The following is a 14,303-nucleotide window of genomic DNA, read 5'->3' on the forward strand; positions in this document are numbered from 1 at the left end:
CCTCCGACCCGCTCCCCACTGGCTCAAGATCGACCACCTCCGCGAAGTCGAACGAAGGGGGTGACAGGATGCGTGCTGGGGTGCAAGCGGGAGTGCAAACGGGCGTACGTGCGCGCATCGCCGCGGGCGTCACTCAGTTGACCAGCAGTCAAAGCCTGCCGATCGATTATTCATCGCCGCCCGGAGATCCCGGTCTGTTCGGCCCCGACTCGGTTTGTTGGAAGGTGCATGCCGATTTCACCTCGATGATCGTGGGCGGCATTAGCGCGCTGATGTTGCAGGCGTTGCATCCGCTTGCGCTCGCAGGCGTCTGGGACCATTCGAGCTTTCGCACCGATATCCATGGCAGGCTCAGGCGCACCGCGACGTTCATCGCAGGGACCACCTATGGCAGCCGCGCCGACGCTTTGACGTTGATCCAGCGTGTCAAGACGATCCACGAGAAGGTCAAAGGGACGGCACCCGACGGGCGTCCGTACGCGGCCGATGATCCGATCTTGCTAACGTGGGTGCACGTGGCGGAAATGTCGAGTTTTTTGGCTAGCTACCTGCGTTATGTCGACCCCGATCTGGCGCCCGCCGATCAGGACCGTTATTACCGCGAGACGGCGCTGATCGCCGAACTACTCGGCGCCACCGGCGTGCCCAAGTCGCGCGAAGAGATTGCGTTTTATTTGCAAAGCAAGCGCGCCGAACTGGAAGTCGGACCACGCACGCGTGAGGTGGTGCGTGTCCTGATGGCTGCGCGTGCGCCGACCTTGGCGACGCGTCCGGTCGGCAAACTGCTGCTGGGCGCGGGTGTCGATTTACTGCCCGACTGGGCTCAGCGTAGCCTGGGCTTTGGGTTGTGGGCCCCGCTGCGGCGCGTCGTGGTCCGGCCCGGTGTGCGTGCAATCGCGCCGGTGATGCGCTGGGCATTGCGCAATGGGGTGTCAAAGCGTGCGCGAGCCAGAGTGGCTGCGTGCGCTGAGACTTGATACGCCGGGTACTTGATACTACGCCGGGTACTTGATACGCCGGGACGCTGGATACGCCGAATTCGAGGCTCTCAGCGCGCAACCTGCGCCGCCGCAGCAGGAATTCACGACTGGCGAGCTTCTACGACTAGCGAGAATTGACGACCAGCCCGCTCAAACCACTCGCGGGTCGACCCGATCGCCAAATCCATCGTCCGCACTCGTTTCGAGGTGCTCGATATCGGCCCAACGAATCACGCGCGCGCCATACGCATCAAAATCGAGCACGTTGACGCTGGCATTGAGCAACGCATGAGTACGCGGTGCTGCCAAGGTCATCCGGTTCGCATAGCGATAAGCACAATCGAGAACACCACCGTGTGCCACGGCCACGATGCGCTGCCCGCTATGCCGTTGCGCGAGTCCGACTAACGCCGTCGTCACGCGGTCGTAGAACGCCTGCTGCGACTCGCCACCCGTGGGTGCAAATTGCGGATCGCGGGTTTGCCAAGCGGCATACTCGATCGGAAACCGAACCCGGATCTGCTCCGGATCATGGCCTTCAAACGCACCGTACATGCGCTCGCGCAACGCCGGAGCCGGCACGATGGTTAGTCCTAGTGCATCCGCCAGCGGCTGCGCGGTTTCGCGCGCACGCGCCAGGTCGCTGCTGTAGATCGCGTCGATGCGCATCCCCGGCCCTTGATACACGCGTTCGGACAAATGCACCGCAAGACGTTGGGCCTGCTCCCTGCCCGTCGCCGACAAGCCGATATCGAGATGACCTTGAATACGCTTGACGCGATTCCAGTCGGTTTCGCCGTGACGTACGAGGAGGATTTGTGTGGACATGATAACGATAGCTAGCCGTTCAGACGAGGGGAAGCCGACGGCGCGCGCGCATCGAGCCAAAAGGTGACCGGGCCGTCGTTGACCAGCGCCACCTGCATGTCGGCGCCGAATTCGCCAGTCTGAACATCGGAATGAGCAGCACGGGCGCGCTCGACAAAGTAGTCGAAGAGTCGCTGGCCGTCAGCGGGCGCAGCCGCTGGCGTGAAGCTGGGGCGCATGCCGTTGTGCGTGTCGGCCGCGAGCGTGAACTGCGAAACCAGCAGCAAGCCGCCCGAGCGCCCAGCGCCGTCGATATTCTGCACGCTCAGATTCATTTTCCCCTGCGCATCGCTGAACACGCGGTAGCCGATGACTTTCGCCAGCAGCTTGTCGGCAAGCGCCTCGGTATCGCCACGCTCGGCACACACGAAGGTCAGCAAACCGGGGCCGATGGCACCGGTGCTGCGCCCGGCCACCGTCACCTCGGCCCGCAACACGCGTTGGATCAGCGCAATCATGACGGGATCACGATGCAACCCGGCCGGTTGCTTGCAAGCCTATGGCTTTGTGCATAGTTCAGACGAACATTCAGACGATCAGCGTGACACGCGCGAACCGCCGCTTGCCCACTTGCACTACATACGTACCGGGCTCGACCTTGAGCGCCTTGTCGGAGATGAGGGTGCCGTCGATGCGCACGCCGTTTTGTTCGATATTGCGCAACGCGTCGCTGGTTGACGGCACGAGACCGGCCTGCTTGAGCAACTGCCCGATCGCAAGCGGCGCGCCGCCCAGGCTCACGGCCGGGATATCGTCAGGCACGCCGCCTTTGGCGCGGTGGTTGAAATCTTCGAGTACGCGCTCGGCGTCGGCAGCCGTATGAAAGCGGCTGACGATTTCCTGGGCCAGCAGCACCTTGAAATCGCGCGGGTTGCGACCGCTTTCGGTCTCACTACGAAAGCCAGCGATTTCCTCGAGACTACGAAACGATAGCAGTTCGAAATAACGCCACATCAACACATCGGAAATACTCATCAACTTGCCGAACATATCGGCCGGTTTTTCGCTGATGCCGACGTAGTTCGCTTTCGACTTGGACATTTTTTCGACGCCGTCCAAGCCTTCCAGCAAAGGCATCGTCAAAATGCACTGCGGCTCCTGACCATACTGCTTTTGCAGTTCGCGGCCCACCAGCAGATTGAATTTCTGATCGGTGCCCCCGAGCTCGAGGTCCGAGTGCAGCGCGACCGAATCATAGCCCTGCATCAGCGGGTAAAGGAACTCGTGAATCGAGATAGGCACATTGCCCTGGAAGCGTTTTTTGAAGTCATCGCGCTCGAGCATGCGAGCCACAGTATGGTGCGAAGCCAGTTTGATCATCCCGTCCGCGCCGAGGGGCAACGACCATTCGCTGTTGTAGCGAATTTCGGTCTTTTCGCGGTTCAGCACCATCACGGCCTGTTCGAAATACGTTTCAGCGTTGAACTTGATTTGCTCTGGCGTCAGCGGCGGCCGGGTCGCATTGCGGCCAGACGGATCACCGATCAGGGATGTGAAATCGCCTAGCAGGAAGATCACCGTGTGCCCGAGGTCCTGCAACTGGCGCATCTTGTTGAGCACTACCGTATGACCGATATGGATATCGGGCGCGGTCGGATCCAGGCCAAGCTTGATGCGCAGCGGTTTGCCGGTAACGGCACTACGCGCGAGCTTCTGGATAAATTCTTCCTCGATCAATAGCTCGTCCACACCGCGCTTGGCGATCGCGAGGGCATGCCGCACTTCGTCGGTGATCGGATAGACGGCCGCGGGGCCTGCGCTCGGGGCTGGGTTGGTGGCGTTCTGCTCAGTGCTCATTCTGTGGTGGTATGTCGGTGATGGTGTATCGGTGAAATCGCAAAAACGATGCTCGGCCAGCAATAGCCGGATGCGGCTAAGCCCATGATTTTACGTGATGTGGCCGAGCTAGGTCATATTTAGCGCGCACGACAGGTTTGAGCACGGTGTCAGGCCACGCGCAAGCCTCTGTTTCGCGGGATAATCGCGTCATCGAAGGGAGACGGCATGGCTCAATCTAAGGCGGACGGCATTTATTTCGGCATGATGTCGGGCACCAGTCTCGACGGGGTCGATGCGGTCGCAGTCGAATGGCGGGAAGGCGCCGTGCCGCGCGTGCTGGCACAGAGCGCCATCAGTTTTCCAGGCCCCCTGCACGACGAACTGCATGGCTTGCAGCAAGCGGGCTACGATGAAATCGACCGCGAAGCGCGTGCGGCCAATCAGTTGGCGCATTGTTACGCGCAATGCAGCGCCGCGCTGCTTGAACTCGGATCGCTACAAGCGAGTGAGGTCCGTGCGATCGGTGTGCATGGCCAGACCATCCGGCATCGGCCCGAGCGAGGATACACGCGCCAGACCAACAACCCGGCGTTGCTCGCGGAACTCAGCGGCATCGATGTCATCGCCGATTTTCGCAGTCGCGATATCGCGGCAGGCGGGCAAGGCGCGCCGCTGGTGCCGGCATTTCACGCCACGGTGTTCGGTGCGCCTGGAACGACCCGGGTAGTGTGCAACATAGGCGGCATCAGCAATCTGAGCGTATTGCATGCCGATGGCAGCATTAGCGGTTTTGATTGCGGGCCAGGAAACGCGCTGCTCGATTATTGGGCGCATCGACATCTGCAGCAACGCTACGATGACGGCGGCGCTTACGCGGCCCAGGGGCAGGTGCTACAGCTCCTACTGGCCGATTTACTCGGCGAGCCTTTTTTTGCGCTAGCGCCACCCAAGAGTACTGGCCGCGACTTGTTCAATAGCGACTGGTTGACGGCCAAGCTGGCATCGCATGCCGCGCTTGCGCCTGCCGACGTGCAAGCCACACTGACGTTTTTGACTGCGGTATCGATCGCCCGCGAAATCGAGCGGCATGCCGTCGATTGCGACGCGGTGTTTGTATGCGGGGGCGGTGCGTTGAATCGAACGCTGATGCGCGACTTGAAAAGCGCCTTGTCCACGCTGGGCCTACACGTTAGCGTGCAGGCGACCGACGTGCTGGGTGTGCCCGCGCTGCAGGTCGAGGCATTTGCCTTCGCCTGGCTGGCACGGCAATTCGTGGCTAGACAAGCCGGTAATTTGACTGCCGTAACCGGTGCTGCCGGTCCGCGCGTACTGGGCGCACTTTATCCGCGCTGATCAGTGAGCACCGGACCGCAGCAAAACAGCCGCGATTTAAGCGGAAAACGACGATCCGCAGCCGCAGGTGCTGGTCGCGTTCGGATTCTTGATCACAAACTGAGCGCCGTTGATGTCGTCTTTGTAGTCGATCTCCGCACCCACGAGATACTGATAGCTCATCGAGTCGATCAACAACTGCACGCCGGCCTTATCCATGACGGTGTCGTCTTCGTTGATCTCTTCGTCAAACGTGAACCCGTACTGGAAGCCTGAACAACCGCCACCCTGCACGAACACGCGCAGCTTGAGCGCGGGGTTGCCTTCTTCTTCAATCAGTTGCTTGACCTTATCCGCGGCGCTGTCCGTGAAGACCAGCAAGCTGGGCATGGCGGGAGCGGGTGTGGACGTGACAGGAGCTTCAGATACTGCATTCATGTAATTTCTCCGAAAGACAAGACGCTTTGACCACATTGTAGAGCCGATTCGAAACTCGTGCTGAAACGCACTCCGCCGAATAAGGTCTTGTTTGGATTAAGAAAATTGCAAAACCGGCAAAATGCTGAAAAAAACTGCCTGCAATAAAAAAAAACCGCCGGGCGACGGTCGCCGGGCGGTTTTTCTGAGCATCGATTCCGGCATACGGCCGGAACGCGTGCCGATTAACGCTTCGAGAATTGCTTCCTGCGGCGTGCCTTGTGGAAACCGACTTTCTTACGTTCGACTTCACGTGCATCGCGGGTAACAAAACCAGCGTGCGACAGTTGCGGCTTCAGCGTTGCGTCGTAGTCCATCAGCGCACGCGTGATGCCGTGGCGTACTGCACCGGCTTGACCCGTTTCACCACCGCCGTTCACGTTGACTTTGATGTCAAACGTACCCGAGTGGTTCGTCAGTTCCAGCGGTTGACGCACGATCATCAGCGAGGTTTCACGCGAGAAATACTCAGCGATCGGCTTGCCGTTGACCACGATCTCGCCCTTGCCTGCCTTGATGAAAACACGGGCTACGGCGCTCTTGCGACGGCCGGTACCATAATTCCAATTACCAATCATGTGGCCTCCTTAGATCTCGAGCGCTTTGGGCTGTTGAGCCGTATGCGGATGCGTAGCGTCAGCGTAGACCTTGAGTTTCTTGATCATTGCATAGCCGAGCGGGCCCTTGGGCAACATGCCTTTCACTGCCTTCTCGAGCGCGCGGCCCGGGAAGCGTTCCTGCATCTTGCCGAAGGTCGTTTCATAGATACCGCCCGGGTAACCCGAGTGACGGTAGTATTTCTTGTCGGTGCTCTTGTTGCCGGTGACGCGCAACTTACCTGCATTGACGATGATGATGAAATCGCCGGTATCGACGTGCGGGGTGAATTCCGGTTTGTGCTTGCCGCGCAGACGGCGTGCCACTTCGCTGGCGACACGTCCCAGAACTTTATCCGTAGCGTCAATCACGTACCATTCACGCGTCACCTCATGGGCTTTTGCGGAAAATGTCTTCATGATTGATCCAAAAAAATAAACCTGCCCTTCTTTGAGGCCCTGCTTATCGATGTGCTGTAACGACGCACTGCTGCAGGCTCTCGTACCGCCTTTTCCGCGGGCAAATTCGGAAAAGCCCTGAATTATATGGGAATTTTGCCGGCGCCGTCAAAAAAACCGAGGCAACTGGCGTGCAAGCCCACGTGGCGTGCGTCACCTGCGTGCCGCGCAGCCCGGTAGAAGACCAAAAAGAGTAAAAAAAACCCGAACTCTAGGTTCGGGTTTAATCCACCAAAGGAGGAAGGTGGAGGAGACATGCAGAGGTTGCGCAACGCAGCAACCATTGACGCCAGTATAGCTAAGGGTTTGCCATAGGGCAAGAATATTTACATTATGAGATTGCATTTCATTATATGAAAAATATGAATGTGCCGAATCGAGGAATCGATTCATAAGGCCCCCTATGCAATGCGATACGAAGGTCTACAATACTTCGCTCAATGTCGCACGGAGTCGATGATGGAATGCAAGGTAAGCTGGATGGGTAGCGACGGCATGGCATTTGTCGCTGAAACGAGTAGTGGCCACTTGGTTGCGATGGACGGCGCCCCGGAAGGCGGTGGCCGCAATCTCGCACCGCGCCCTATGGAGATGGTGTTGCTGGGCACCGGCGGATGTACCGCCTATGACGTGGTGATGATCCTGAAAAAGAGCCGCCAGGAAGTGCACGGCTGCTCGGTAAAGCTCAAGGCCGACCGCGCCAGCCAGGATCCCAAGATTTTTACGCAGATCAATTTTCATTTCACCGTGACCGGGCGCAACCTGAACCCGGCGACCGTCGAGCGCGCGATCACGCTGTCGCACGAGAAATATTGCTCGGCCTCGATCATGCTGGCCAAATCCGCCGAACTCACGCATACGTTCGAGATCGTCGAATCCTGAAGAGAAACACAAAGCGGGCCGATAAGCCGGATTCTGTGCACGCGATCCGGCAAGCCGGTTCGCGCGTGACAGTCATTCCTCTAGACGCGCCATTACTGACGCGCTCAAGCTTCCTACCCGCAGACGAACGGAGGCGCCGTCCTGCACCGCAAGCGGTGCCTGTCTGCCTATTTGGAATTGCTCCGGGTGGAGGTTACCTTGCCGGTCTGCGTCGCCGCAGCCGCGGTGCGCTCTTACCGCACCGTTTCACCCTTACCTGATCCCCTGGCTTGCGCCCGGGGCCATCGGCGGTTTGCTTTCTGTTGCCCTGTTCCGCGTGTTGCCACGGATGGCCGTTAGCCATCACCCTGCCCGTTGGAGTCCGGACTTTCCTCCCCCTTCTTGCGAAGGCGGCGACTGTCTAGCCCACTTTGCGGCGCCAGTGTAGCACGCGCTAGCAGCCCCTAGCGGGCCGCACGAGCGATGTCTCGGTGCGGGCGAAATACCGTTCGATCGGCATAGAAGCCCGGTTCGGCGTTGGGCGCCCACCAGCCTGGCACGCCGAGTACCGGCAACGGCGTCAGGTCGCGAGGACTGCGCAATAACACGTTCAACTCCGCTGCGACGTGCTCGTCCAAATAAGCCAGACGTTGCGCGCGAGGCCACTCGAAATAAGCCGGCGGCACGCGCACTATCCAGGCGTGCGCGGTAATCGCCTTGTAGGGGTGCACCAGTTTTTCGAGCAAAGCATGGCCGAATGCTACCGATTCGACCTGGCGGCCCCAGTCGGCGCGCCGCGTTTCGAACAACGTGCGCCAGTCGAAAGCGCGTAGCGCCTCGCCCAGTGACGGATCGGCACAGGCGAATAACATCGCGTTTTCGTCGAATAGTGTCAGCGCGTCGCGTATCCCGCCCCGTGCGGCGCCTATGCCGTGCCGCTCGATTTCACTGGCCTGCGCGGCATTGAGTTGCGCCTTGAGGCGCGCAAAGGTGCACCATGCCAGCGCGTTGAAGATATCGTGCAGATTGGCGCGCGTGGGCACTGCGCCGGTAGCGGCGATATGCGCTTCGTACGCCACCTGCGCAGGCAGCGCGGATTGCGCGACAAAGCGCAGCGGCTTGCAAGCGGAAGTGGTCAACTGCAGCATGCGGGCGTCACTGTTTAGTGCCCCGCGCCAATCGTCGTCGCATGCTTCAGCCGATTCGGGTGTATCGAGCACGCCGGCTATATCGGACGCCGTGGATATCTCGCTCGCCCTGGATATCCCGTGTGACTTCGATACCTCGCGTACGGGTGCCTGCAACGTCGCTTGCCAGTGCCTCCCGCGCTCGGCGAACGGCGCACACCACCGCGCCGCCCAGTCCACCGCGCTCAGCTTTTCCGCAAGCTCGACAGATTCCGCGGAGTCTGCCGAGCTCGCAGAAAAGCAAGGTGCACTCATACCCGATCGCGGCGCCTGATCCGCAGAGTCCATGTCGGTTCAGACGTTTAACGCAACCGCCAGCCTATCGTTTCACCACCCCGCAGCGGCACGATCGGTACGTCACCGGCATCGAATTGCTCCGGCAACGTCCACGTTTCGCGGTGCAATGTGACCTGCTCCGCATTGCGTGGCAAGCCGTAGAAATCGGCGCCGAAGAAACTCGCAAAGCCCTCCAGGCGGTCAAGCGCATCGACTGCGTCGAAGGCTTCGGCATACAGTTCCAGCGCATGCAAGGCGGTATAGCAACCGGCACAGCCGCAGGCGTGCTCCTTCAAGCCCTTGGGATGCGGCGCACTGTCCGTGCCCAGGAAAAACCGCGGGTTGCCCGAAGTGGCCGCTTCCACGAGTGCCACCCGATGCGTTTCGCGCTTGAGCACCGGCAGACAGTAATAGTGCGGCCGGATGCCGCCCTGGAAAATAGCGTTACGGTTGTAAAGCAGGTGATGCGCCGTAATGGTCGCCGCCAGCGTGCCGGGCGCCCCTTGCGCATCGCGCACGTAGTGCGCGGCGTCCCGCGTGGTGATGTGTTCGAACACGACCTTGAGCGCAGGAAAATCGCGGCGCAACGGAATCAGCACCTGATCGATAAAGACCTTCTCCCGGTCGAACAAATCGATGGCAGCATCCGTGACTTCGCCATGGACCAGCAGCGGCATGCCGGTTTCCTGCATCGCCTCAAGCGTCTTGCCGCATTTGGCAAGACTGGTCACGCCCGCGTCCGAGTTCGTCGTGGCGCCGGCCGGATACAGCTTCACCCCATGGACAAAACCGGACGCGCGGGCACGATGAATCTCGTCGGCGGGCGTATTGTCGGTGAGATAGAGCGTCATGAGCGGCTCGAACGGCGGCAACCCCGGTTGCGCGGCAAGCGCGTCGAGGATGCGCTGACGGTAAGCCTGGGCTTGAGCCGTGGTGGTAACCGGCGGCCGCAGATTCGGCATGATGATCGCCCGGCCGAACTGGCGCGCCGTATGCGGCAGGACGGCCGCCAGCATGGCGCCATCGCGCACGTGCAAATGCCAGTCGTCGGGACGGGTCAGGGTGAGCGTGGCAGCTCGAGGGGCTGCGGCACGAAGCGATGCGGGAGCGTCAGTCATGTGAGGTCGTCGGGAATGATCTTAAAAATGGGAAAAGCCGGATCGCGTGGTCATCTGTTGCGGTAAAGCCGCGCTTAGCAACATTCGAGAATTCAAAAGCACGATTTCGTTTTTTGACACGAGGGACCCGGTGCTATCCTAGGCTTAACCCCAATTGTACCGGCTCGCCGCCGCTTACAGTACCGCCCAGACGGACCCCATGTGCCAACTTCTCGGAATGAACTGCGCAGCGCCGACGGACGTGACGTTCTCGTTCACCGGCTTCGCAGCCCGCGGCGGAGTGACGGATCATCATGCAGACGGCTTCGGCATCGCGTTTTTCGAAGATAAAGCGTGCCGCCTGTTCATCGACCAGCATGCCTCGTCGAGTTCACCGATCGCCGACCTGATCAAGCGCTATCCGATCAAGTCGAAAAATACCATCGCGCATATTCGCAAGGCGACCCAAGGTCGCATCGAACTGGAAAATTGCCATCCGTTCATGCGTGAGCTGTGGGGACGTCACTGGATTTTTGCTCACAACGGCGACCTGAAGGGTTACGCACCCGAGCTAAGCGGGATGTATCAGCCGGTGGGCACGACCGATAGCGAACTGGCGTTTTGCAGCATTCTGCAAGGCTTGCGCGAGCGGTTTCCGGTTGCGCAACCACCGCTGCCGGAATTATTCGCGGCACTCGCCGAGCTGACCGCCACGGTCACGTCGCATGGCGTCTTCAACTTCCTGATGTCCAACGGACAGGCGCAGTTCGCGCACTGCTCCACACACCTGCAATACATCGTGCGACGCTGGCCGTTTTCGACCGCGCACCTGATCGATGCCGACATGTCGATCGATTTCGCCCGCTATACGACGCCCGAAGATCAGGTGGCCGTCATCGCAACCCAGCCCTTGACCGACGATGAAGTCTGGACGGCTTTTGCACCGGGCGACTTGTATATGTTCCAGGACGGCGAGTTGATGGCGCGGGCCAATATACCCGTGCCGCGCGAGGTGCTCGAAAAGGCACGCCAGCCGCTGTGCCGCAACGAACCGGCAAAACCGGCGTTGGCGACGTTGGCGGCGTCGGTCGACTTGCCGATGGAAATCGGTTTCGCCGACGAGGACATGATCGAATCCTGACGCGACTAAGCGGCCGGGACCCGCGACCGCCCAGGTGAACGCCCGCGCAGATAGCAACAACCACTGGCTATCATCAACGAACGCCAACGAGTCCCAACAAAAAAGCGCCTTGCGGCGCTTTTTTTACAACGGCTGTCGACCAAAAACTCAGTGCAGAATTTTCGCGAGGAAGTCCTTCGCGCGATCCGATTCCGGATTGGCAAAAAACTTATCCTTAGCCACATCCTCGACGATCAGGCCGCGATCCATAAATACCACACGGTGCGCGACTTTCTTGGCAAACCCCATTTCATGGGTCACGCAAATCATCGTCATGCCTTCCTGAGCCAGCTCGACCATCACATCGAGCACCTCGTTGATCATTTCCGGATCGAGCGCGGAAGTCGGTTCGTCAAACAGCATCGCGATCGGATCCATCGACAGCGCCCGCGCGATTGCAACACGCTGCTGCTGCCCGCCCGAGAGCTGGCCCGGGAACTTGTGCGCATGCGCCTTGAGGCCAACGCGATCGAGTAGCGCCATGCCCTTCGTGTTGGCTTCCTCACGCGAGCGCCCCAGCACCTTCATTTGCGCGAGCGTCAGGTTCTGCGTAATCGACAAATGCGGAAACAGTTCGAAATGCTGGAACACCATACCCACACGCGCGCGCAGCTTGGGCAGATTGGTCTTGGGGTCCGCCACCGAAATGCCGTCGACGATGATCTCGCCCTGCTGTATCGGCTCAAGCCCGTTGACGGTTTTGATCAAGGTCGATTTGCCGGAGCCCGAAGGTCCGCACACCACTACCACTTCGCCTTTCTTGACTTCGGTGGTGCAGTCGGTCAGCACCTGGAAAGCGCCATACCATTTGGAAACGTTTTTCAGAGAAATCATCGTGCATACCTTTGTTGAAGGCGTTTGACCAACACCGAAGCCAGTGTGCAAACGACAAAATAACAAGCTCCGGCAAACAGTATCATTTCCACTGTCGTGCCGTCACGGTCGCCAATATTGGCCGACGTACTAAAGAAATCGGCCAGGCCGATCACGTAGACCAGCGAGGTATCCTGAAACAAGACGATACCTTGCGTGAGCAGCAGCGGCACCATCGCGCGGAACGCCTGCGGCAGGATCACCAGCCACATGCTTTGCCCGTAGCTCATGCCGAGCGCGAGCGCCGCGCTGACCTGGCCGCGCGACACGCTCTGGATCCCCGCTCGGATGATTTCTGAGTAGTAGGCCGCCTCGAATAACGAGAAGGCCACCAAGGCGGAAGCGAGCCGGATATCGATGTCAGGCGACAGACCCAATACCGATTGCAGGAACTGCGGCACGATCAGGAAAAACCACAGCAACACCATCACGAGCGGGATCGAACGGAAGATCGTGACGTACAGGTTGGCGAACACCGATAAGGGCTTGAAGTTCGACAACCGGAACAGCGCGAGGACGGTACCCCATAGGATGCCGACGATCACCGCCAGCACCGTGATTTCTATCGTGATGCGCAGGCCGCTGAGCAGCGTGGGCAGGGCCGCGGGTATGCCGGACCAGTCGAAGTGATGCATCATTTACCTCCGATATAGCCGGGCAGCCGGGCTTTATGCTCAACCCAGCGCATGAGAGACATGATCACGATATTGATCAGGAAGTACGCCGCCGTCACTGCAATAAACGACTCGTACGCTTGTGCGGTGTAGTCCACCAATTGTCGCGCCTGGGCCGACAACTCAAACAAGCCGATGGTCGAAGCCACTGCCGAATTCTTGAAGATATTCAGGAATTCAGAGGTGAGCGGGGGCACGATGATGCGCATCGCGGTGGGCAGCAACACGTGGCGATACGCCTGCGGCAGCGTTAAACCGAGCGCCAGCGCCGCGGCGCGTTGCCCGCGCGGCAGCGCTTGCAAACCTGAGCGTACCTGCTCGCAAACTCGCGCTGCGGTAAAAAGCCCCAGGCAGACGACCGACGCGATAAACGCAAATATTACCGGCGGCATGTGCTTGACTGCCATGCCGAGCCCGGGCGGCAAGAGCTCGGGAACGACCCAAACCCAGATGAAAAATTGGACGATCAGCGGAATGTTTCGAAATAACGCGACATAGCCTGTCGCGAACCCGGACAAGAACTTGTTCGGGACTGTGCGCAGCACGCCCATCAGCGTTCCAACCAACAGTGCGATAACCGCGGCACACATCGACAGCGCGATCGTCACCTCGAAGCCGGAAATAATCCAGCCCAGGTAATTCGTCGGCTCGCCGGTGGATACGGGGTTGAGGAAAACGCCCCAATTCCAGTGATAAGCCATGCATACACTCCAAAAAGAAACGGAAGGACTACGCGCCCTTCCGTTTCACTGTCGGTTCAAAAAGAACTTCAGCTCAGCGGCTTGTCATTGGGCGCCTTGAACAGCGCCTTCATGTCATCGCTTTCCGGGAAATTCAGATTCAATCCTTTCGGCGGAATCGGTGTCATAAACCACTTCTTGTAGATCGCGTCCGCTTCGCCCGAGGTTTGCACCTTGGCGATCGCATCGTCGGCCACCTTCTTGAATTCCGGATCGTCCTTGCGCATCATGCAACCGTAGGATTCTTTCGATTGCGGCGTACCGACGATCAAGAAATCGGCCGGGTCGTTCGCCTTGGCGCGCTCGCCGGCCAGCAAGGCGTCATCCATCATAAACGCCACCGCGCGGCCGGTCGACAAGGTCAGGAACGACTCGCCGTGGTCCTTCGCGCTAATGATGCTCATGCCCAGGTTCTGATCCTGATTCAGCTTGCGCAGAATCCGCTCGGACGTGGTACCGGCGGTGGTCACCACCGTCTTGCCCTTCAAGTCCGCGAAATCCTTGATGCCCGATTCTTTCTTCGCCATCAAGCGCGTACCGATCACGAAGATCGTATCCGTGAAACCGACTTGCTTGGCGCGTTCCGCGTCATGCGTGGTCGACCCGCATTCCAGATCGATGGTGCCGTTCTGCACCAGCGGAATCCGGTTTTGCGAAGTCACCGGCGTGAGCTTGACCTTCAGGTCCGGCATCGCCAATTTAACCTTGACTGCCTCGACGATTTTCATCGCCATGTCTTGCGAATAACCGACGACGTTCTGCTTGTCGTCGTAATACGAAAAGGGAATCGACGACTCCCGGTGGCCCAGAGAAATCACGCCGGTTTCCTTGATTTTCTTCAAGGTATCGGAACTCTGAGCGGATGCCGTTCCCGCCATCAGACCGAGCGCGATCAAGCTCACCGCGAGTTTATTCAAAATCATGC

General features: G+C 59.5%; 16 protein-coding genes and 1 other RNA gene. 4 read left to right on the forward strand and 13 right to left on the reverse strand.

What is annotated here, in order from left to right; translation table 11 throughout:
* The first annotated feature begins 68 nt into the window (after positions 1–68).
* On the forward strand, positions 69–977 hold the full coding sequence (locus GSQ77_RS22360; protein WP_158904940.1) for an oxygenase MpaB family protein: 909 nt from the start codon (positions 69–71) through the stop codon (positions 975–977).
* A gap of 153 nt (positions 978–1,130) precedes the next feature.
* Here the strand turns inward: GSQ77_RS22360 and GSQ77_RS22365 are convergent, their stop codons facing one another.
* The 3 genes from GSQ77_RS22365 to tyrS all read right to left on the reverse strand — a co-directional run bounded on the left by GSQ77_RS22365 (position 1,131) and on the right by tyrS (position 3,644).
* Positions 1,131–1,811: a histidine phosphatase family protein gene (locus tag GSQ77_RS22365; RefSeq protein WP_158906479.1), complete on the reverse strand. Its 681-nt coding sequence runs from the start codon at positions 1,809–1,811 to the stop codon at positions 1,131–1,133.
* An 8-nt stretch (positions 1,812–1,819) separates the two neighbouring features.
* Positions 1,820–2,305, reverse strand: coding sequence for a D-aminoacyl-tRNA deacylase (gene dtd / locus GSQ77_RS22370; protein ID WP_158904942.1), 486 nt, complete (start codon positions 2,303–2,305; stop codon positions 1,820–1,822).
* 70 nt (positions 2,306–2,375) lie between these two features.
* Complete coding sequence (tyrS, locus tag GSQ77_RS22375; protein ID WP_158904944.1) at positions 2,376–3,644, reverse strand: tyrosine--tRNA ligase; 1,269 nt, start codon at positions 3,642–3,644, stop codon at positions 2,376–2,378.
* Positions 3,645–3,851: 207 nt separating this feature from the next.
* Here tyrS and GSQ77_RS22380 point away from each other — a divergent pair, with 207 nt between their 5' ends.
* Positions 3,852–4,979, forward strand: coding sequence for an anhydro-N-acetylmuramic acid kinase (locus tag GSQ77_RS22380; protein ID WP_158904946.1), 1,128 nt, complete (start codon positions 3,852–3,854; stop codon positions 4,977–4,979).
* A 36-nt stretch (positions 4,980–5,015) separates the two neighbouring features.
* Here GSQ77_RS22380 and erpA read toward each other — a convergent pair whose 3' ends face one another.
* The 3 genes from erpA to rplM form a co-directional block, all read right to left on the reverse strand.
* Complete coding sequence (gene erpA / locus GSQ77_RS22385) at positions 5,016–5,396, reverse strand: iron-sulfur cluster insertion protein ErpA (RefSeq protein WP_158904948.1); 381 nt, start codon at positions 5,394–5,396, stop codon at positions 5,016–5,018.
* A gap of 224 nt (positions 5,397–5,620) precedes the next feature.
* The gene (rpsI, locus tag GSQ77_RS22390) at positions 5,621–6,013 is read right to left on the reverse strand and encodes a 30S ribosomal protein S9 (protein WP_158904950.1); all 393 of its coding nucleotides are present in this window, start codon (positions 6,011–6,013) and stop codon (positions 5,621–5,623) included.
* A 9-nt stretch (positions 6,014–6,022) separates the two neighbouring features.
* On the reverse strand, positions 6,023–6,451 hold the full coding sequence (gene rplM, locus GSQ77_RS22395) for a 50S ribosomal protein L13 (RefSeq protein WP_158904952.1): 429 nt from the start codon (positions 6,449–6,451) through the stop codon (positions 6,023–6,025).
* A 498-nt stretch (positions 6,452–6,949) separates the two neighbouring features.
* Between rplM and GSQ77_RS22400 the strand changes: the two genes are divergently transcribed.
* Positions 6,950–7,372: an OsmC family protein gene (locus GSQ77_RS22400; protein ID WP_158904954.1), complete on the forward strand. Its 423-nt coding sequence runs from the start codon at positions 6,950–6,952 to the stop codon at positions 7,370–7,372.
* A 6-nt stretch (positions 7,373–7,378) separates the two neighbouring features.
* Here GSQ77_RS22400 and rnpB read toward each other — a convergent pair.
* From rnpB to pyrC, 3 genes are all read right to left on the reverse strand, one after another.
* Positions 7,379–7,784, reverse strand: an RNA gene (gene rnpB / locus GSQ77_RS22405) — RNase P RNA component class A.
* Positions 7,785–7,815: 31 nt separating this feature from the next.
* Entirely contained in the window at positions 7,816–8,793 is a 978-nt protein-coding gene (locus GSQ77_RS22410; RefSeq protein ID WP_158904956.1) for a DUF3025 domain-containing protein, read from the reverse strand.
* A 47-nt stretch (positions 8,794–8,840) separates the two neighbouring features.
* Positions 8,841–9,932 (reverse strand): dihydroorotase, encoded by a 1,092-nt coding sequence (pyrC, locus tag GSQ77_RS22415; RefSeq protein ID WP_158904958.1) that lies wholly within the window; start codon positions 9,930–9,932, stop codon positions 8,841–8,843.
* 199 nt (positions 9,933–10,131) lie between these two features.
* On the opposite strand from pyrC, the gene GSQ77_RS22420 reads away from it, so the two are divergent.
* Positions 10,132–11,052, forward strand: a complete 921-nt coding sequence (locus GSQ77_RS22420) for a class II glutamine amidotransferase (RefSeq protein WP_158904960.1) — start codon at positions 10,132–10,134, stop codon at positions 11,050–11,052.
* 147 nt (positions 11,053–11,199) lie between these two features.
* Here the strand turns inward: GSQ77_RS22420 and GSQ77_RS22425 are convergent, their stop codons facing one another.
* The 4 genes from GSQ77_RS22425 to GSQ77_RS22440 all read right to left on the reverse strand — a co-directional run bounded on the left by GSQ77_RS22425 (position 11,200) and on the right by GSQ77_RS22440 (position 14,301).
* Positions 11,200–11,925 carry an amino acid ABC transporter ATP-binding protein gene (locus tag GSQ77_RS22425; protein ID WP_158904962.1) on the reverse strand — a complete coding sequence of 242 codons (726 nt, stop codon included), beginning with the start codon at positions 11,923–11,925 and terminating at the stop codon, positions 11,200–11,202.
* Positions 11,922–12,599: a glutamate/aspartate ABC transporter permease GltK gene (gene gltK, locus GSQ77_RS22430; protein WP_158906481.1), complete on the reverse strand. Its 678-nt coding sequence runs from the start codon at positions 12,597–12,599 to the stop codon at positions 11,922–11,924. The genes GSQ77_RS22425 and gltK overlap by 4 nt, the downstream gene beginning before the upstream one ends.
* Positions 12,599–13,339: an amino acid ABC transporter permease gene (locus tag GSQ77_RS22435; protein ID WP_158904964.1), complete on the reverse strand. Its 741-nt coding sequence runs from the start codon at positions 13,337–13,339 to the stop codon at positions 12,599–12,601. Before GSQ77_RS22435 ends, gltK begins: the two co-directional genes overlap by 1 nt.
* Positions 13,340–13,407: 68 nt before the next feature.
* Complete coding sequence (locus GSQ77_RS22440; RefSeq protein WP_158904966.1) at positions 13,408–14,301, reverse strand: glutamate/aspartate ABC transporter substrate-binding protein; 894 nt, start codon at positions 14,299–14,301, stop codon at positions 13,408–13,410.
* Between the last annotated feature and the right edge of the window lie 2 nt (positions 14,302–14,303).

It is taken from the genome of Burkholderia sp. L27(2015) (assembly GCF_009765705.1).
In the GTDB taxonomy this organism is placed as follows: Bacteria; Pseudomonadota; Gammaproteobacteria; order Burkholderiales; family Burkholderiaceae; genus LMUX01.